Annotated in this window: 17 protein-coding genes; 6 read left to right on the top strand and 11 right to left on the bottom strand. The window is 58.8% G+C overall.

Annotation, left to right across the window (positions count from 1 at the left end; genetic code table 11):
• Positions 1-306: 306 nt before the first annotated feature.
• A complete protein-coding gene (locus SKTS_RS08245; protein ID WP_173063077.1) occupies positions 307-3,255 on the bottom strand; it encodes a transketolase in 2,949 nt (982 codons plus the stop codon).
• Between the two features lie 933 nt (positions 3,256-4,188).
• On the opposite strand from SKTS_RS08245, the gene SKTS_RS08240 reads away from it, so the two are divergent.
• The 3 genes from SKTS_RS08240 (at position 4,189) to SKTS_RS08230 (ending at position 5,390) form a co-directional block, all read left to right on the top strand.
• The gene (locus SKTS_RS08240; protein ID WP_173063074.1) at positions 4,189-4,392 is read left to right on the top strand and encodes a cold-shock protein; all 204 of its coding nucleotides are present in this window, start codon (positions 4,189-4,191) and stop codon (positions 4,390-4,392) included.
• 172 nt (positions 4,393-4,564) lie between these two features.
• Entirely contained in the window at positions 4,565-4,921 is a 357-nt protein-coding gene (locus SKTS_RS08235; RefSeq protein WP_173063071.1) for a thioredoxin family protein, read from the top strand.
• The gene (locus SKTS_RS08230; protein WP_198420452.1) at positions 4,887-5,390 is read left to right on the top strand and encodes a YchJ family metal-binding protein; all 504 of its coding nucleotides are present in this window, start codon (positions 4,887-4,889) and stop codon (positions 5,388-5,390) included. The genes SKTS_RS08235 and SKTS_RS08230 overlap by 35 nt, the downstream gene beginning before the upstream one ends.
• A 1-nt stretch (position 5,391) precedes the next feature.
• Here SKTS_RS08230 and ftsB read toward each other — a convergent pair whose 3' ends face one another.
• From ftsB to SKTS_RS08210, 4 genes are all read right to left on the bottom strand, one after another.
• The gene (ftsB, locus tag SKTS_RS08225; protein ID WP_173063068.1) at positions 5,392-5,742 is read right to left on the bottom strand and encodes a cell division protein FtsB; all 351 of its coding nucleotides are present in this window, start codon (positions 5,740-5,742) and stop codon (positions 5,392-5,394) included.
• A gap of 21 nt (positions 5,743-5,763) precedes the next feature.
• The gene (gene eno / locus SKTS_RS08220) at positions 5,764-7,050 is read right to left on the bottom strand and encodes a phosphopyruvate hydratase (RefSeq protein ID WP_173063065.1); all 1,287 of its coding nucleotides are present in this window, start codon (positions 7,048-7,050) and stop codon (positions 5,764-5,766) included.
• A gap of 110 nt (positions 7,051-7,160) precedes the next feature.
• Positions 7,161-8,003 carry a 3-deoxy-8-phosphooctulonate synthase gene (gene kdsA / locus SKTS_RS08215; RefSeq protein WP_173063062.1) on the bottom strand — a complete coding sequence of 281 codons (843 nt, stop codon included), beginning with the start codon at positions 8,001-8,003 and terminating at the stop codon, positions 7,161-7,163.
• On the bottom strand, positions 8,004-9,635 hold the full coding sequence (locus SKTS_RS08210) for a CTP synthase (RefSeq protein ID WP_173063059.1): 1,632 nt from the start codon (positions 9,633-9,635) through the stop codon (positions 8,004-8,006).
• 168 nt (positions 9,636-9,803) lie between these two features.
• On the opposite strand from SKTS_RS08210, the gene SKTS_RS08205 reads away from it, so the two are divergent.
• Together SKTS_RS08205 and feoB are read left to right on the top strand one after the other, a co-directional pair.
• The gene (locus tag SKTS_RS08205; protein ID WP_173063056.1) at positions 9,804-10,049 is read left to right on the top strand and encodes a FeoA family protein; all 246 of its coding nucleotides are present in this window, start codon (positions 9,804-9,806) and stop codon (positions 10,047-10,049) included.
• Positions 10,046-11,833, top strand: a complete 1,788-nt coding sequence (feoB, locus tag SKTS_RS08200) for a ferrous iron transport protein B (protein WP_173063053.1) — start codon at positions 10,046-10,048, stop codon at positions 11,831-11,833. The genes SKTS_RS08205 and feoB overlap by 4 nt, the downstream gene beginning before the upstream one ends.
• Positions 11,834-12,081: 248 nt before the next feature.
• On the opposite strand, the gene SKTS_RS08195 is transcribed toward feoB, so the two are convergent.
• From SKTS_RS08195 to SKTS_RS08175, 5 genes are read right to left on the bottom strand one after another with little or no spacing between them, the layout of a single operon-like run.
• Positions 12,082-14,250, bottom strand: coding sequence for an EAL domain-containing protein (locus SKTS_RS08195; protein ID WP_173063050.1), 2,169 nt, complete (start codon positions 14,248-14,250; stop codon positions 12,082-12,084).
• The gene (locus tag SKTS_RS08190) at positions 14,247-15,188 is read right to left on the bottom strand and encodes an ABC transporter substrate-binding protein (RefSeq protein ID WP_173063047.1); all 942 of its coding nucleotides are present in this window, start codon (positions 15,186-15,188) and stop codon (positions 14,247-14,249) included. Before SKTS_RS08190 ends, SKTS_RS08195 begins: the two co-directional genes overlap by 4 nt.
• Positions 15,181-15,885 (bottom strand): DNA polymerase III subunit epsilon, encoded by a 705-nt coding sequence (gene dnaQ, locus SKTS_RS08185; RefSeq protein ID WP_173063044.1) that lies wholly within the window; start codon positions 15,883-15,885, stop codon positions 15,181-15,183. Before dnaQ ends, SKTS_RS08190 begins: the two co-directional genes overlap by 8 nt.
• Before the next feature lie 29 nt (positions 15,886-15,914).
• Positions 15,915-16,352 carry a ribonuclease HI gene (rnhA, locus tag SKTS_RS08180; RefSeq protein WP_173063041.1) on the bottom strand — a complete coding sequence of 146 codons (438 nt, stop codon included), beginning with the start codon at positions 16,350-16,352 and terminating at the stop codon, positions 15,915-15,917.
• Between the two features lie 22 nt (positions 16,353-16,374).
• Positions 16,375-17,127 (bottom strand): class I SAM-dependent methyltransferase, encoded by a 753-nt coding sequence (locus SKTS_RS08175; protein ID WP_173063038.1) that lies wholly within the window; start codon positions 17,125-17,127, stop codon positions 16,375-16,377.
• Positions 17,128-17,155: 28 nt separating this feature from the next.
• Between SKTS_RS08175 and gloB the strand changes: the two genes are divergently transcribed.
• The gene (gene gloB / locus SKTS_RS08170; RefSeq protein ID WP_173063035.1) at positions 17,156-17,920 is read left to right on the top strand and encodes a hydroxyacylglutathione hydrolase; all 765 of its coding nucleotides are present in this window, start codon (positions 17,156-17,158) and stop codon (positions 17,918-17,920) included.
• 61 nt (positions 17,921-17,981) lie between these two features.
• Here the strand turns inward: gloB and SKTS_RS08165 are convergent, their stop codons facing one another.
• Positions 17,982-18,245: a hypothetical protein gene (locus tag SKTS_RS08165; protein ID WP_173063017.1), complete on the bottom strand. Its 264-nt coding sequence runs from the start codon at positions 18,243-18,245 to the stop codon at positions 17,982-17,984.
• Between the last annotated feature and the right edge of the window lie 60 nt (positions 18,246-18,305).

Genomic DNA, 18,305 nt, shown 5'->3' with positions numbered 1-18,305 from the left:
AGTATGACTCCGAGGGAGAGCCGCCATCTTAGGGATTGAGAGGATATCGATGAAACCGATAATCCGGTCCGGTCTAGCATCTTTGAACTGCTTTACAGAAACCGAGCTCAGGAAAATCGGAAATACGCGTTGCCACAACTGCCCCTGCCTCAGATTCCATGTTTCGAAAAAATGAAGCAGCGTACCATATGCGGCCGCTTCCAGCGTGCAGAAATTGTGTAAATTCCGTAATGTCCGCGCATGCACTCAACCAAGCCCAAAGGCTCTGCGCGGCGTGCGGGAGTAAATCCCTCACGCCACGTTTCGCTATCTGCCGGCGAGTGCCAGGACTTTGTTCACGATGGCAGCGCGCGAGATGCCATAACGTTCGAGCAGTTCGTCTTCGCTGCCCGAGCGCGGCTCGTCGCGGATCGCCAGGCGGTGGACCGGCGCGTGCGGAACTGCTGCCGCGACAGCATCGCCCAGCCCGCCGTCGATCCAGTGGTCTTCTACCACGATCAGCGCCGCGGTTTCCCGCGACGCCTTAGCCAGAACATCGATATCCAGCGGCTTCACCGAATAAGCGTCGATCACCCGTGTAACGATGCCCATGTCCGACAGTTCCCGGTGGGCGGCGAGCGCCTCGTGCACGGTGATGCCGGCGGCGATGAGGGTGAACGCGTCTTGCGGTGAAGTGCGCAGGGTCTTGCTGCCACCGACCGGGAAGCGCTCGTCGTTATCGTAGATGACGGCCGTTTTGCCGCGCGTAGTTCGCAGGTAGACGATGCCCGGCGTACCGGCGGCTTCCTCGGTCACGCGTTCGGCGCTGACGGCATCGCAGGGATAAAGAATGGTCGTGCCATGAACTGCACGGAACATGGCCAAGTCCTCGAGGCCCATCTGCGACGGGCCGTCCTGTCCGATCGAAACCCCGGCGTGGCTGCCGCAAAACACCAGCCCGGGCGGACGGCTATGGCCCGCCATGCGGATGAAGTCGAACGCCCGGGTGAGGAAGCAGGCGAACGTCGAAGCAAACGGCAGCTTGCCGCTCACCGCCAGCCCCAGCGCCGCGCCCACCATGTTCTGTTCGGCGATATAGCATTCGAAGAAGCGCTCGGGGTAAGCGTCCGCGAATTCCTTGGCGCGGGTGGACTCCCGCACTTCGCTGTCGAGCACCACGATTTCCGGGTGCAGCGCGCCCAGCTTCAGGAGTGCGCGACCGTAGCCGTCCCGCGTCGCCACCATTTCGCCCTTGTTATAGCCAAGCTGGATGCGCGGCGCCACGCTGCCTTCCGGCGCCTCGAACGGCCCGGTGCGGCGGCTTTCAACTTCGAGCCGGATATGGGCTTCGCCCAGTTCTTCCAGCGCGGCTTTCATCTGCCCCGCGTCGAGCGGCTTGCCGTGCCAGCCGGCGGCGCTTTCCAGGAAAGACACACCCTTGCCCTTCTCGGTCCGCGCCACGATCGCGGTCGGGCCGCCGTCCCTCGCGCGCTGCAGCGCGTAGAGAATATCCGCCATGTCGTGGCCGTCGATTTCGATGGTTTTCCAGCCGAAGGACTGGAAGCGCCGCGCCAGCACCGACGTATCGTGGGCGTAGGGCGCCGGCCCGCTCTGCCCCAGCCCGTTGACATCGACGATGGCGACGAGGCTGGAGAGCTTGTGCAGGGAGGCAAACTGCGCCGCCTCCCATACCGAGCCTTCCGAGCATTCGCCGTCGCCCAGCAGGCAGTAGACGCGCGCATCGATGCCGTCGAGGCGATTGGCCAGGGCAATGCCATTGCCCGCCGACAAGCCCTGCCCGAGCGAGCCGGTGGCGACCTTGACCCAGGGATTGTTGGGCGTGGGATGGCCTTCCAGCGTGCTGTCGATCGAGCGCAGCGACATCGGGTCCTCCCCGATCGCGCCGGCCTCGTGCAGAGCGGCCCACAAGATGGGGGCTGCGTGGCCCTTGGAGAGCAGGAAGGTGTCGACGTTGCGCGCCTTGGGATCGCGCGGGTCCCAGCGCATCTCGCGAAAAAACAGCGCGCTCACGATATCGGCGCAGGACAAGCAGGAAGTGGGGTGCCCCGAACCGGCCTGCGTGGTCATGCGGATCACCAGGCGGCGCAGCTTGCGTGCCATCTCTTCGAGCGGCGCGCTGCCCTGGGCATGGAGATATTTTTCCCGCTTGCCGGCAAGCGTCTGCAGCAGCCCATCGTAGGCATCGATGAATTTCTGCACCCCTTCATTTTCCAGTTGCTGGGTCACCTGGCGGAAAGAAATCCCGGACATTTCGATATTGCGCAGCACCTGCCTGGCTTCATCGACACCGATTTCCACCGTGTCGGCCACCTTGCCGTGATCGAGAAAAGCGGCGATGGTTTCCTCCGGCATGGTGTTGACCGTGTAGAGGCCGATCAGGGGTTCCACGTACATCACATCGCGGTAGGCGGGATTTTTCGTGCTGGTGCTCGCCCAGAGCATGCGTTGCGGCCGCGCGCCATTGCTTGCCAACGCCTTCCACTCGTCGCTATCGACTATCCGCCTGAAGCTCTGGTAGGCGAATTTGGCATTGGCGATCGCGGCCTTGCCGAGCAGGCAGGCCGGGCCCGTTTCAGTGCGGCGCGCATCTGCCGCCAGGATGCGCTGAGCCAGCAACTGATCGACCAGCATGTCGATGCGGCTCAAGAAGAAGCTCGCTACCGAAGCCACCGTGTCGAGCGTCAATCCAGCCTCCAGACGGCGTTTCAGGGCACGCAGATAGGCCAGGGCCACGGCTTCGTAATTTTCTACCGCGAACAGCAGCGTGATGTTCACATTGACCCCCTCGAACACCAGTTGCTCGACAGCCGGAACCCCAGCCGCCGTTCCGGGAATCTTGATGAGCAGATTGGGCCGGGCGACCATGGCATGCAGGCGACGCGCCTCCTGAATGGAACCCTGCGTGTCGTGGGCGAGATGCGGGGAGACTTCCAGGCTGACAAAGCCGTCGGCTCCGGCGGTTCGCTCGAAAACAGGAAGCAGGATATCGCAGGCTGCTCGTACGTCGGCAGTAACAATTTGCTCGTATGTCTCATTGACTGAGCATCCCGCTTCCGTTGCGTGCCGGATCTGCTCTTCATACTCGCGTCCCTGTGCAATGGCCTTGCCGAAAATCGATGGATTTGAAGTGACGCCGCACAAGTTTTGTTCCTCGACCTGGCGCTGCAACTCCCCCGTTCGCAGCATGTTCCGCGTCAGGTCATCGATCCAGTAGCTTTGACCATGTCCGTGAAGCTGAACCAGGGAATTTTCCATCAGAACCTCCTTCCTTCTCGCCAATGGGGGTTTGAACATGACTCGCCGCTCAAGCAGCGCTCGCCATTGGCTGAAACAAATTTTCAGTTAATCATTTTACGCCGGACACGGGTGTCTAACGCCGCTACTGCCGACGCTACGCAGGCTATACAAGAGAATGGATCGAAAGATAAAACAGCATGAAACTGGAATCGCCCGGTCAGTCTGGTGATCTGCGAACCGCCTCAGTAAGCAGGCAGTTATACGCGCTGGAAGTGACGAGAATATCTTTGAAGGAAGTAAAAAAGCGATAAGGTAAAAGGAGTATTTCCTGGTCGACGAATCGGTAACCTGGTTATCTTTAACTGGAAGTCCAGCAGCAATCAAACCTGAAAACCGCACAGAATCGGACGCACATAACACGAAACCCTTGCCGTACCTGGTTTGGCAAATCCATAGTGTTTTCCCCGATAGTCAAAACAAGCTAGCCCTGATATAAATATCTGTAAAAACAGCGAATAGTACGATCAATTTATCGCTCGGCTCATGCACAACAGCATGTCGTTTAATAAAAAGATAACGGGGGCAACATGGAATTCCTGATACCTGCAGCGACGTATCTAACGATCAACATCATTGCCTTGTCCACTTTCATTGTTTATCAACTCTTTGCACATGGCGCTGGCATCCTGTCGGAATAGCCTGGCTTTGCCTCGGCTAGCGCCAGACGCGTTACATCCAAATGCCCACCGTCCGGCACACCTAATTCCGCAATTACCCTGTCATCTTCCGCCTCGACATAAATAAATAAATTATGCAGTTACAGGGATTGCTGGTAGTCTTGCCAAAGTCTGTGGAATTCAAGAACAAAATTGCGGTACCTTCAGTTGGCCCTTTTTCCTTGTTTCGATAGATCGAGCAATCGCTCATACGACTTAAATTTAGGAATGTAAAATGGCAACAGGTATTGTGAAATGGTTTAACGACGCTAAAGGTTTTGGATTCGTTACGCCCGATGATGGCAGTGAAGATTTGTTTGCACACTTCTCCGCAATCCAGATGGGTGGTTTCAAAACCCTGAAGGAAGGCCAAAAGGTTCAATTTGAGATTACCCAGGGTCCCAAGGGCAAACAAGCCTCCGACATCCGGGAAGCGTAAGTCTACTTACGCTTGACCATAAAAAACCCCGGTTCTCCGGGGTTTTTTTGCGCCCATAGATAAAGAAGCACGACCGTGTTTTCTCTGGTGCATAGAAGCTTTTCAACCCGGCATGGCCTGGCGATTTCGGCTAGAATAACGCCCTTTCAAGACCACTCGATGCTGCCTCGCGATGAAACACAACGATTCCCTGATTATTGACGTCAACCTCCACGACTTCGAACAGCACGTCATCGAAGCCTCCAAAACCCTGCCGGTACTGGTCGATTTCTGGGCCGACTGGTGCTCGCCCTGTCTGGCGTTGTCACCCGTGCTGGATCGGGTTGTCAAAGCCTACGCGGGGAAATTCACACTCGCCAAGGTGGAGGTGGACGAAGGCGACAACATGAAACTCGCCGGCCGTTACGGCCTGCGCGGTTTCCCCACTGTACTGATGTTCATAAACGGCGAAGAGGTGGGACGTTTCTCCAGCGCCAAGCCCGAGCACTGGGTACGTGAATTCATCGAACAACACTGCACCACCTGCTAGCATCCCTGCTGTGAATCCCTTGTGTCCGTGCGGCTCCAGCCTGCCGTTTGATGCCTGCTGCGGAGCGTATTTGGCAGGAACATCCTCGCCCCCCAGTGCCGAAGCCCTGATGCGCTCGCGCTATAGCGCCTTTGTACGCCACGATTGGGACTACCTGAAGCATACCCAGACAGGGCAGGATGAGAGTCCAGCCACAACCGATATTGAATGGCTCGGATTAGAGATACTGGGCATTAAAGCCGGCGGCGAAAACGACGCGGAAGGCGCAGTGGAATTCGTCGCGCACTACACCCATCAGGGCCGCCCCGCCTCACTGCACGAGATCAGCCGCTTCCACAAACACGATGGTAAATGGCTTTATGTCGGCGGCGAATTTCCGCCCGCCGCGCACCAGACCAAAATCGGCCGCAACGAGCCCTGCCCTTGCGGCAGCGGTAAAAAATTCAAAAAATGCTGCGGGCGAGGGTGAATCAGGGTTTGGGCACTGGCGTCACAGATTTTCCTGGAGGCGTCTTGGCAGCAGCGTTCGCCGCAGTTCCAGAATGCCGGTCATTATCCAGCACCTGGAAAAACACCTCATCCTGCTTGACCAGGCCCAGTTCGCTGCGGGCACGCTCCTCGATCGCGTCGTAACCCTGCTTGAGATCGCGCACTTCCGCCTCGAGCGAGGCGTTGCGCGCTTTCAATCCCTGATTGACCTGTTTCTGTGCCGCGATTTTCTGATCCACTTCCCACACCCGTAGCCAACTGCCTTTGCCCAGCCACAGCGGATATTGCAGCGCGGCAATGAGCAGCGCCAGAAAAAGCGTCAGCCAGCGCATGGAAAGGGATCAGACTCCGGTTCAGAAACTGAGCTGATAGAAAGCGTCGCGTCCGGCGTAGCTGGCGCCGTCGCCCAACTCTTCTTCGATGCGCAACAGCTGGTTGTATTTGGAAATACGATCGGAGCGGCTGAGAGAGCCGGTCTTGATCTGCAGGGCGTTGGTTGCCACCGCCAGATCGGCGATGGTGGAGTCTTCCGTCTCGCCCGAGCGGTGCGAAATCACGGCGGTATAACCGGCGCGCTTAGCCATCTCCACTGCGGCGAAGGTTTCGCTCAGCGTGCCGATCTGGTTCACCTTGATCAGGATGGAGTTGCAGATGCCCTTCTGGATGCCTTCGCGCAGGATCTTGGTGTTGGTCACGAACACGTCGTCGCCAACCAGCTGGATCGACTTGCCGAGACGGTCGGTGAGCAGCTTCCAGCCGTCCCAGTCGAATTCGCTCATGCCGTCTTCGATGCTGATGATGGGGTACTTGTCCACCCAGGTGGCATACAGATCGATGATCTGACTGGAGTTGAGGGTCAGGCCGTCCGCTTTCAGATGGTACTGGCCGTCCTTGTAAAACTCGGAGGCAGCGCAGTCCAGGCCGATCGCCACGTCGGAACCCGGCAGGTAGCCGGCGGCCTCGATGGCTTCCACGATGACCTTCAGAGCCGCTTCGTTGGAGCCCAGCGCAGGCGCAAAACCGCCTTCGTCGCCAACGGTGGTGGCCAGGCCGCGGCCGTGGAGAATCTTTTTCAGGTGATGGAACACTTCCGCGCCGCAACGCAGGGCTTCGCGGAAGCTCTGTGCGCCCACCGGGATGATCATGAATTCCTGGATGTCCGCACCGCCGGTGGCATGCGCGCCGCCGTTGATGATGTTCATCATCGGCACCGGCAACTGCATCGGGCCGGCACCGCCCAGGTAACGGTACAGCGGCAGGCCGGACTGTTCCGCAGCGGCCTTGGCGACCGCCAGGGAGACGGCGAGAATGGCGTTGGCGCCCAGGCGGCCCTTGTTTTCGGTGCCGTCCAATTCGATCAGCATCTTGTCGATGAAGCTCTGCTCTTCCGCATCCAGTCCGATGATCGCTTCGCAGATTTCGGTATTGACGTTTTCCACTGCCTGCAGCACGCCCTTGCCCAGGTAACGACTCTTGTCGCCATCGCGCAGTTCCACGGCTTCCTTGGTACCGGTGGAGGCGCCAGAAGGCACCGCAGCACGACCAATCACTCCCGACTCCAGCAGTACGTCGGCTTCCACCGTGGGGTTGCCACGGGAGTCCAGTATTTCACGGGCGATCACATCAACAATTGCACTCATCTTATTTTTCCTTAACAGTATTCATTCTTTGCACAAAACAATAACCACAAATCTTTACACTACCCATAAACACATGACGGAGTGGCGACCGCGCATGTGGGTCGAATTTTTCACGCCAGCTGCTGCTCGATCAGGCCCTGTTGCTTGACCAGATCATCCAGCTGCTTGAGGGTTGCCAGCAACTGGCGCATCTGCCCCAGCGGCCAGGCGTTGGGTCCATCCGACAGCGCGATGGCGGGATCGGGGTGGGTTTCCATGAAAATGCCGGCGATCCCGCTCGCCACCGCCGCGCGCGCCAGCACCGGCACGAATTCGCGCTGTCCGCCGCTCTTGTCGCCCTGCCCGCCCGGTAACTGCACCGAATGGGTGGCGTCGAACACCACCGGACAGCCGGTGTCGCGCATCACCGCCAGGGAGCGCATGTCGGAAACCAGGTTGTTGTAGCCGAACGACACGCCGCGTTCGCACACCATGATGTTGTCCGCGCCGCCATTGGCTTCGCGCGCCTTTTCCACCACGTTCTTCATGTCCCATGGGGCCAGGAACTGGCCTTTCTTGATGTTGACCGGCTTGCCGCAACTCGCCACGGCGTGGATGAAGTCGGTCTGGCGACACAGGAAGGCAGGCGTCTGCAACACGTCCACCACTGCTGCCGCAACCGGGATCTCTTCCTCGCTGTGCACGTCGGTCAGCACCGGCACGCCGATCTGGCGCTTCACCTCGCTCAGAATCCGGAGCCCTTCGTCGATGCCGAAGCCGCGGAACGACTTGCCGGAACTGCGGTTGGCCTTGTCGTAGGAGGATTTGTAGATGAAATTGATACCTACGGCGGCGCAGATTTCCTTCAGGGCGCCCGCCGTATCCAGCGCCAGTTGCTGCGACTCGATCACGCAAGGGCCGGCAATCAGGAATAACGGCTGGTCCAGGCCGGCTTCAAAGCTGCATAGTTTCATTTAGGACGCCTGTGAGTGGGCCAGCGCGGCTTCGATGAAAGCCTTGAACAGCGGGTGGCCGTTGCGCGGGGTGGAAGTGAATTCGGGGTGGAACTGGCAGGCCATGAACCACGGGTGATCCGGCAATTCGATCATCTCGCACAGGTTCTCTTCGCCCTGCGAGCGTCCGCTCACGCGCAAGCCCGCCTGCTCGAGGCGCGGCAGGAATTCGTTGTTGACTTCGTAGCGGTGGCGATGGCGCTCGACGATTTTTTCAGCGCCATAAACCTTGCGCGCCAGCGAACCTTCCATCAGCAAGGCTTCCTGTCCGCCCAGGCGCATGGTGCCGCCCAGATCGGACTGGGCGCTGCGGGTTTCGACCGTGCCTTCCTTGGTGCGCCACTCGGTGATCAGCGCCACCACCGGATGGTGGGTATTGGGCTCGAATTCGGTGCTGTGCGCATCGTCCATGCCGGCCTTGTGGCGTGCATATTCGATCACCGCCAGCTGCATGCCGAGGCAGATTCCCAGGTAGGGAATACGCTTCTCGCGAGCGTAGCGGATCGCCGCGATTTTGCCCTCGACGCCGCGCTTGCCGAAGCCGCCCGGCACGAGAATGGCATCCTTGCCGGTCAAGCAAGCGGTGTCGCCGCTTTCCAGCGTTTCGGAGTCGATGTAATGGATGTTGATCTTGCTGCGGGTGTGGATGCCGGCATGGATCAGGGCTTCGGAAAGCGATTTGTAGGACTCGGTCAGGTCCACGTATTTGCCCACCAGCGCGATGTTCACCTCGTGCTGCGGGTGCTCCAGGGCGAAAACCAGTTTTTCCCAAGCGCTCAGATCCGCTGCAGGCGGGTTGAGTTCCAGCTTGCGGCACACGATCTGGTCGAGGTTCTGCAGATGCAGCAGGCCGGGAATCTTGTAGATGCTGTCGACATCCACGGCGGAAATGACCGCCTCTTCGGGAACATTGGTAAACAGCGCGATCTTGCGCCGCTCATCGTCCGGCAGCGGGCGATCGGCGCGGCATAGCAGCACGTCGGGCTGGATACCGATCTCGCGCAGTTCCTTCACCGAGTGCTGGGTCGGCTTGGTCTTGATCTCGCCGGCGGAGGCGATGTAGGGCACCAGGGTGAGGTGGATGTAGCAGGTATTGCTGCGACCCATCTGCACGCCCATCTGGCGAATCGCTTCGAGGAAGGGCAGCGATTCGATGTCGCCCACCGTGCCGCCGATTTCGACGATCGCCACTTCGGCATCCCCGGCGCCGGCGCGCACGAAATTCTTGATCTCGTCGGTGATGTGCGGGATGACCTGCACCGTGCCGCCGAGGTATTCGCCGCGGCGCTCCTTCTTGATCACGCTCTCGTAAATCTGGCCGGTGGTGAAGTTGTTGGACTTCTTCATCCGGGCATTGATGAAGCGCTCGTAATGGCCCAGGTCGAGGTCGGTTTCGGCACCGTCTTCGGTGACGAACACCTCGCCGTGCTGGAACGGACTCATGGTGCCGGGATCCACGTTGATGTAGGGATCCAGCTTGAGCATGGTGACTTTGATGCCGCGGGATTCGAGGATGGCCGCGAGCGAAGCCGCCGCGATGCCTTTGCCGAGAGAAGAAACGACCCCGCCCGTGACGAAGATGAATTTGGTCATGAAAGATCTTGTGATCGTGGAGATTGGACGGGATGAAATCATACCCTAAATATGCCCTGCTCACAATTCGGCGGGCGTACGTTCGACCCCCTGGAAGCCGCATAACGCTTTGCAAAATAGGGGTATTATGGGACAATCAAGAACCATTCTTATTTGCAATCAGAAACCATGACCACGGTCAGACTGTCCACTCTCAAGCCCGGCGATTCCGCCACCATCGCCGCGCTGCACACCGACGAAGCGCTCTATCACCGCCTCGCCGCGATGGGTTTCCGCATCGGCAAGCGCATCGACCTGGTGCGCCGCGCCAAGTTCGCCGGACCTCTGCATGTCCGCATCGGCACCACCGACATCATGCTGCGCCGCAGCGATGCGCAGCACATCGACGTTACTCCGGCAGGAATGGCCGAATGAAACGTGTTGCGCTGCTCGGCATGCCGAACACCGGCAAATCCACATTTTTCAATCGCCTTACCGGCGCCTCGGCGCGAGTCGGCAACTGGCCGGGCATCACCGTGGACCTGATGAGCGCGAAAGTGCTGCTCGGCGGCGCCATGGTGGAGATCATCGATCTGCCCGGCGTGTACGACATCCACGGCTTCTCCGACGACGAACTGGTGGTCCGGCACTTCCTCGAAAACAACCCGGTGGACTTGGTGCTGATCATCCTCAACACCACCCAGATCGAGCGCCAGCTAAGCCTCGCCCTGCAGCTCAAGCAACTCGGCCTGCCCGCCCTGCTGTTGCTCAACATGTCGGACGAGGCGAAGAAATTCGGCGTCACGGTGGATATCGAGAAAATGTCGCAGGCCATGAACATGCCGGTGGCACTGCTCTCCGCCAAGTACGGCAGCGGCTACGAACACGCCTATCAGGCCATCTCGAGCGCCATCCAGGCCAGCCTGCCGGTTGCGACGGAACAGATTCGCGAGAAGCTACAGCTCGACGACCAGATCGAATCCACCATGGAGAGCGTGCTCCAGCACGCCGTGCAGGTCCCCACCCAGATGTCCGACAACCTCACCACCCGGCTCGACAGTGTGTTGCTCCATCCCTGGCTTGGCCTGCCGCTATTCTTCGGCGTCATGTACCTGCTATTCCAGGCCATTTTCATTCTCGGCAAGCCCTTGCAGGACGGCGTTGCCTGGCTCCTCGGCCTGTTCCGCGGCGGGCTGCTGGACCCCATGCTGCACAACCTGCCCGCACCGCTGCACGGCCTGCTGCTGGACGGCATCTACAACGGTGTCGGCACCGTCGCCGCCTTCGTGCCGATCATCGTGCTGTTTTTCCTCTTCATGGCGCTGGTGGAAGATAGCGGCTACCTGTCGCGCGCCGCGTTCCTGATGGACGCGCTGATGGCCAAAATGGGCCTCGACGGGCGCAGCTTCGTCATGATGCTGATGGGCTTCGGCTGCAACGTGCCCGCGCTGATGGGCACGCGCGTCATGCGTTCGCGCAGCCTGCGCCTGCTGACCATGCTGGTCATCCCGTTCTCGCTGTGCTCGGCCCGGCTGCAGGTATTCGTCTTCATCGCCTCGGCGCTGTTCGCCCCGAAATACGCGCCGCTGGTCCTGTTCAGCCTTTACCTGTTCAGCTTTGCCGCCGCGATCGCCACCGCGCTGCTGTTCAAGAAACGCTACGCCAACAACGAGCCTTTCATTCTCGAACTGCCGCCCTACCGCCTGCCCACCCGGCGCCAGATCGTGCTGCGCGGCTGGCACGAGGTCAGGCACTTTCTCGGACGTGCAAGCAAATTCATCATCGCCGGCGTGGTGATGGTATGGATACTCACCCATTTCCCCCTGGATGCAGCCCCGGCCGGCAGCGACACCTGGGCCGGCATGATCGGCCACTTTCTCGCCCCCATACTCGACCCGCTCGGCATCAACCAGCAACTGGCCATCGCGCTGATTTTCGGCTTCGTCGCCAAGGAAATCGTGATCGGCTCGCTGGCGGTGATCTACGGCCTGGAAGGCACCGCGCTGATGAACACAATGGCCCAGCAACTCGATTGGGTGCAGGCATACAGCTTCATGCTGTTCACCCTGATCTATACGCCCTGCCTCTCCACCCTCGCCACGCTCAAAACCGAGTCGCGCAGCAATGCCTACACTGCATTGGCCCTGGCGTGGCCGCTGGCGCTGGCATGGCTGGTGAGCTTCGCTTTTTACCAAAGCGCGAGAGCACTCGGATATTAACCCGGTCGGGTTTGCCTTCCGCACCGGCATGGGCGTTAGGGGTGTAGGGCGCCAATAAGCGAAGCGCATTGCGCCGCATGAAGCACGGTTATCGATAAACGTTTCTGAACCGTACAAGCGACGTAGGATCCTAGCGGATGACATCCGGCGCACTGCCCTGCGGTTAGTGCGCCCTACGCGGACTGCGCTCGCAATGACAGGACCGCGGAATACATCGGTGTCTCCCTGGAGGTTTCGAGTGAGACAGACTACTGGGGGAAAAGAGCTCGCTGCTCCAGAGGGCGCATTACGATTCGTTCAGGCTCGCGCCCGGCTTCCAGAGGCAAGGCCGCCTGAAACAAATCCTCCAGCGGCTTGGGGCGTTCGATGCCGAACCCCTGCACGAAATCCACCCCCATCTCGCGCAGCTTTTCCAGCACGGCATCGGTTTCCACGAATTCCGCAATGGTCTTGAGGCCCATGACGTGACCGACCTGGTTGATGGCCGCCACCATGGCGGCATCCATGGGATCGTCCACCATGTCGCGCACGAAAGAGCCGTCGATCTTCAGATAATCGACGGGCATGTTCTTGAGGTAGGTAAAAGACGACAGCCCGCTGCCGAAATCGTCCAGAGAGAAACGGCATCCATGGGAGCGCAGTTCGCCGATGAAATCCATGGCACGAGAAAGATTGGAGATCGCCGCAGTCTCGGTAATTTCGAAGCAGATGTGATCGTATGGCACGTGGTACAAAGCGAATTGGCGCTTGATAAAATCCAGGAAATGGTCGTCGCACAATGAGGGCCCGGAAAGGTTCACGGTGCAGGTGTGCCGCTGGTTCAGCGAGTCTTTGGGCAGAATCTTCCAGTACTGTCCGAATGCGGTGCCCACCACCCAGCGGTCGATGGCCGGCATCAGGTTATAGCGTTCGGCGGCAGGTATGAACGCCATGGGGGGAATAAGTTCGCCCTGGTCGTCCAGCATGCGCAGCAGTATCTCGAAATGCGCGCCTTCGTTATCTGTTGCGGCCAGCGGCATGATAGTCTGGTAATAGAGTCGGAAGCGGTTTTCCTCGATGGCATGGTTGATCCGCGCCACCCAGTTCATTTCACCCTGACGCTGCGCCAGCTCGTCGTCCTCAATACGGTACACATGTACCCGGTTGCGGCCCAGATCCTTGGCTGCATAACAGGCTGCATCCGCGTAGCTCAGCACACAGGCGAGCGATTCGCATTCCTGGGTAATGGGCACCAGGCCGATGCTGACGCCGATGACAAAAGCCTTGTTCTGCCAGACAAAATGAAAATCCTTTACCGTCTGGCGCAACAGGTCGGCCACGATCTGCGCCTGTTCCAGCGGACAGTTCTCCAGCAGCACGCCGAATTCGTCGCCGCCCAGCCGCGCCAGGAGGTCCGCTTCGCGCACCTTGCTTTGCAACAGTACTGTCAGCTGGCGCAGCAGTTCATCGCCGGCCACATGGCCACTGGTGTCGTTGACGATCTTGAACTGGTCGAGATCGAGGTAACACAGGGCATGCACCCGTCCGTCCTCGCGTGATGAAACCAGGGCCTTTTCCAACCGACGCTCGAATTCTCGCCGGTTTACCAGGCCGGTCAATGCATCGTGGGTAGCCTGGTAGGACAGCCGTTCCGTTGCCGCATCGATACGCTCCTGCATGCGCTCCTGGGCCGCCTGCAAAGCAACGGCCATGGCATTTACGCCACGCTCGAGGGTGTGCAGTTCACCCCCGGAAACCTCTTCGACACGCACATCCAGCCGGCCCCGACCAAGCTCGTCCACCGCATCGGCCAGGCGCTTTACCGGAACGGTCACATCGCGGCTCATCCGCAGCGCCAGAAGCGCAGTCGCGGCCAAGCCCAGAAGGGAAATCAGGAGACTGTTGAAAATCAACATCTGCTTATGCTTGCGGGTATTTTCTCGCGACAGTTCGAGATTGACCCTGCCCAGAATTTTGCCTTTGGGTGCTGCAGCTTGTGTAACGGCGACGTCCTGCAGAAAATCGTTCACCTCGGTCTGGCTCTGCGACACAGGGGCGCTGAAGCTCAGCACTTCTCCCTGATCGGCTACGGCGATAAACAATCCAGCCTTGTAATCCGACAATACGGGTGGGCCCATTGATTTCCCGCTTGCCGCAAGAATGGCGCCATCGATATTGGTGATGGTAACTGCGGTCACATCGGTCTCCTTCATGGCCGAGTCCGCCAGCAACTGCAGGATGTCGTGATTGCCTGAAAACACACCGTATTCGCTCGCCGGCGCTAGCTGACGGGCGATTGCCAGGCCGCGCTCGCGCAACGAGTCCTCCAGGCTTTGAATGCCGGAGGTAATGAAATGCAGCGCCAGCAAAAACGCAATCACCGATGCCGGCATCAGCGCCAGAAACAATACCCGCTTCTTGATGCCCCAGTTCTTCATTCCTGGTCCGCCGTACGCTTCAGTTTCTGGAAAAGCGCAGTCTCGTCGCCTACATTGATGGCGAGCGAACGTGCGACCTGGTAATTGAGACTGACGGAGAAATATTTCGGATATTCCGGCGGCGGCAGCACCCATGCCTTCCCTGCCAAAACGCGAAGCAATACTTCCCCCGCCTGCCGGCCTGCCTGTTCCGGCGTGGTATATACCGCCGCAAGCGCACCCGCCTTGACATAAGCCTGGGAGAACCCGATTACCGGGTCCTGGTAACGGTAAGTGGTGAGCAACAGGCTTTGTACCGTTCCCCTGTTGAACACCAGGGGGTCAGGCAAGGCCAGCAAAACGTCGCTTTCGGCAAGCACGCGCTGCAGCGCAGGCAGGAGCTCCTCGTCCGCCCCGATTTTTTCCACCACCAGCGCAAACCTGGCTTCCTTTGCGGCAGATTGCAGCGCTTTCAAAGTATCCTGAGATTCCGGCCCCAGCACCACACCGATTCTGGTCCGCTCCGGCAATGCCAGATGAATCAGCTCCATCTGCCTCGCCAGGGGCTGATCGAGGTAGACCGCCGAGAACTGTCGATAATCACGCTGGCGGGCGATTTTCTCGAATGCCTGGCGCGGTATCAGTGTCGCCAGAACCGGCGTCGTCAGGTTCATCGCCATCACTTCCTGCGCTGCGCGTACACCGACGGCGACGATCAGGTCATGGTGTTCCCTGCCGAAGTCAGGCTTTTTTCCCGCCGGGGAATAAACGCTCACCACCGCCCTTCCTGGGCTTTGATCGACAAGCGCACGGATATTGTTGGCAGTTTCCTGATAGGGCGCGGAATCGTCACTCAAGACGAGCGCGATATTGGCAGGCGCGGCAGCGACGACGCCTGTCCACGCAAGGGCCAGCGTCAGAAAAAATGCGAAGAGGAGGCGCGAACGCGCTTTAGGCATCCTGGCTCACAAGCTTCCACACACAACTGCCACGACTCGCTTTATCCAGAGCCTCCAGATACTGCTGATGCGCCAACAGTTCATCCGCAGCAGCAGCCAACACCCGCAGAGGTTGACGTACGCCCTGCGTGCGGCTAACGCGCTGAACTTGCGCAGGCGCGGATTCCATCATCAGGCTTTCCTGGCCGCGAGTCATGGCCAGATAGACTTCCGACAGCAATTCGGTATCGACCAGGGCACCGTGCAGGGTGCGCTTGGAATTGTCGATCTGGTAGCTTTTGCACAGGGCGTCGAGATTGTTCTTCTGGCCGGGGCGCAGAGCCTTGGCCATTTTTAGCGTATCGGTAATGACCGGGCAATAATGCTGGATAGGCGACATTCCGAGCAGGCCCAGTTCGTAATTGAGGAATCCGACGTCGAACGGTGCATTGTGAATAACGAGCTCGCCGCCAGCGACATAATCGAGGAAATCCTGGACCACGTCCTTGAACAGAGGCTTGTCCTGCAAGAATTCCAGACTGATGCCATGCACCTGCTGCGCACCCTGATCGATTTCCCGTCCGGGATTGAGATACTGGTGAAAATGATTGTTCGTCAGACGACGATTCACCATCTCGACGGCTGCGATTTCGATAATGCGGTGGCCCAGACTGATTTCCAGGCCCGTTGTTTCAGTATCGAGAATTATCTGGCGCAAATTTATACTTCCACATTCAATTTAGGGCGTTATCCCGCAGTGCGCAATGTCTCGACACCACGATTGGCGAGTTGATCCGCGCGTTCATTCTCTTCGTGGCCCGCATGGCCTTTTACCCACACCCATTCCACCTGATGCTTCCCTGCAAGCGTATCCAGCTGCTGCCACAAATCCACGTTCTTCACCGGCTTCTTGTCCGCCGTGCGCCAGCCGCGCCGTTTCCAGTTGTGAATCCACTCGCTGATACCCTTCTGCACGTACTGCGAATCCGTATGCACCCATGCCTTGCAGGGGCGGCTAAGCGCCTCCAGCGCCCTGATCACCGCCAGCAGTTCCATGCGGTTATTGGTCGTAAGCGCTTCGCCCCCGAAAAGTTCTTTTTCCTGCCCACGAAAACGCAGCAAGGCGCCCCATCCGCCAGGACCGGGATTCCCTTTGCACGCCCCATCAGTATAAATCTCAACCATGCCAACGGTATCAGGCAAAACCTTATTTTGATTCAAAACGACTCCTTAAATCGGGCTTTGTGCGCTGGAGCGTTTTCTGGGCTACCGGCGCCAATCCCTTGCGTGCTGCCCGGGCTTCGTTCCAAGGCGGCATGATCATACGCATACCATGCACACGTTTTCTGGCGTGAATAAAATAAACTCCGCCAGCCAACGCCCACCAGCGGTCGCCTGCCGCCTCCATGAAGCGAAATTTGCGTAATAATTTTTCCTGCTGGAACGGCGGTTCGTAACAGCACATGCGCCCCCCGATCACTTCAAAACCAAGCAGGGCGAGCCAGTCCTTGAGTCGCAACAGGCTGATGAAGCGGCCGTTCCAAGGATAACCGGCCTCATTATAAGACATCATCTTGCGCAGCCCCCATAGGCTGAAAGGATTAAAACCACTGACGATCAACTGCCCTTCCGGCATCAACACCCGTTCGGCCTCACGCAGAATCTGGTGCGGATGAGCACTGAATTCAAGAACATGGGGCAACAAAATCAAGTCTAGCGTTTGACTGGCGACCGGTAATTGCGGCGCATCCGCCCGAACTGCCACTCGCCGCCCCATGCCCGCACGGAAGCAAAAAGGAATACGGCTGGTGCGCAGCAGATCGTGCTCCAGCAAGCCCAGTTGCAGCGCGTTGAAACCGAAAATATCCGCCACCACTTGATCGTAGTAAGCCTGCTCGCGCTGCAAAAAATACTGGCCCAAGGAGGTGGCAAGCCAGGCGTTTTCGTCCAGACTTGACATTTAAGCAGCCCCGTCCAAACATACACCAATGATTGAAATCGTTCCCATCCCTGCCTTTGAAGACAACTATATCTGGCTAATTCGCAACGGCACGAGTGCCGCCGTCGTTGACCCCGGCGATGCCGCGCCGGTTTTGGATTATCTGCAACTTAATCAGTTAAGGCTCGTCGCCGTCCTGCTCACTCACCATCACAGAGACCATACCGGTGGTGCCGCCGAACTGCAGCGACGCCTCGACCCCCTTGTTTACGGCCCTCGCCGTGAGGCCATTTCGTGTGTCACCCATCCGGTCGGAGAGGGCGACATGATCGACCTCACCAGCCTGGAAACAACCTTTCAGGTGCTTGACGTACCCGGTCACACTGCCGGCCACGTCGCATATTATGGGATAAATAGCTTGTTTTGTGGCGATGCACTGTTTGCCTGCGGCTGCGGACGTCTGTTCGAAGGCTCCGCACAACAGATGCATGCTTCGCTGGCCAAATTTTCCGCCCTGCCCGACGCTACAAAGGTCTATTGTGCCCACGAATACACCCTGGAGAATATCCGTTTCGCCAAAATGGTCGAGCCCGGCAATGCTGCACTGATCGAGCGCGAGCACAGGGAACATATAGTTCTTTCGCAAGACAGGCCCACCCTGCCCTCTACCATTCTTCTGGAAAAGATGACCAATCCATTCTTGCGCTGCAACGAAGCTGACGTAATTTCAGCAGCAAGCCGGTTCGCGGGCCACCCTCTCCGTGAGCCGGTAGACGTATTCGCAGCCATACGGCAATGGCGCGACCAAGTCTGAATATCCCGGATTAACTTGACCTTAAGCAACTAAAGTCGTTACCATCACGGGGTTTTTACCGTCAGACAAGAGGGAACCCCAAAAGAATGCGATTGCGCGCGGTTTCATTTTTTGCATTATCCATTCTGTGCCTGTTCGCTGCGAATTCAGCGAACGCATGGGAAGCTTTTCCTGCGGCGGACAGCTGGCTCTTGCAGCGCACGCAGCCAACAGCAGAACGGCCGTCGACCCTCGACAGCACCACCCCCGATGACACCGCCAGCACTGCGGTTACAGATAGTAACGCCACGCGGTCCGTCTCGAAACAACCAGATTCCAGCAGCACGGAAAGCTCCGGCACCCTGGTAGTAAATCTCCGTTCCGCAGAGCAGATCAATTCCAGCCC

The sequence above is a fragment of the Sulfurimicrobium lacus genome (genome assembly GCF_011764585.1).
GTDB lineage: Bacteria > Pseudomonadota > Gammaproteobacteria > Burkholderiales > Sulfuricellaceae > Sulfurimicrobium > Sulfurimicrobium lacus.
This window is presented reverse-complemented; position numbering and strand designations above follow the sequence as displayed.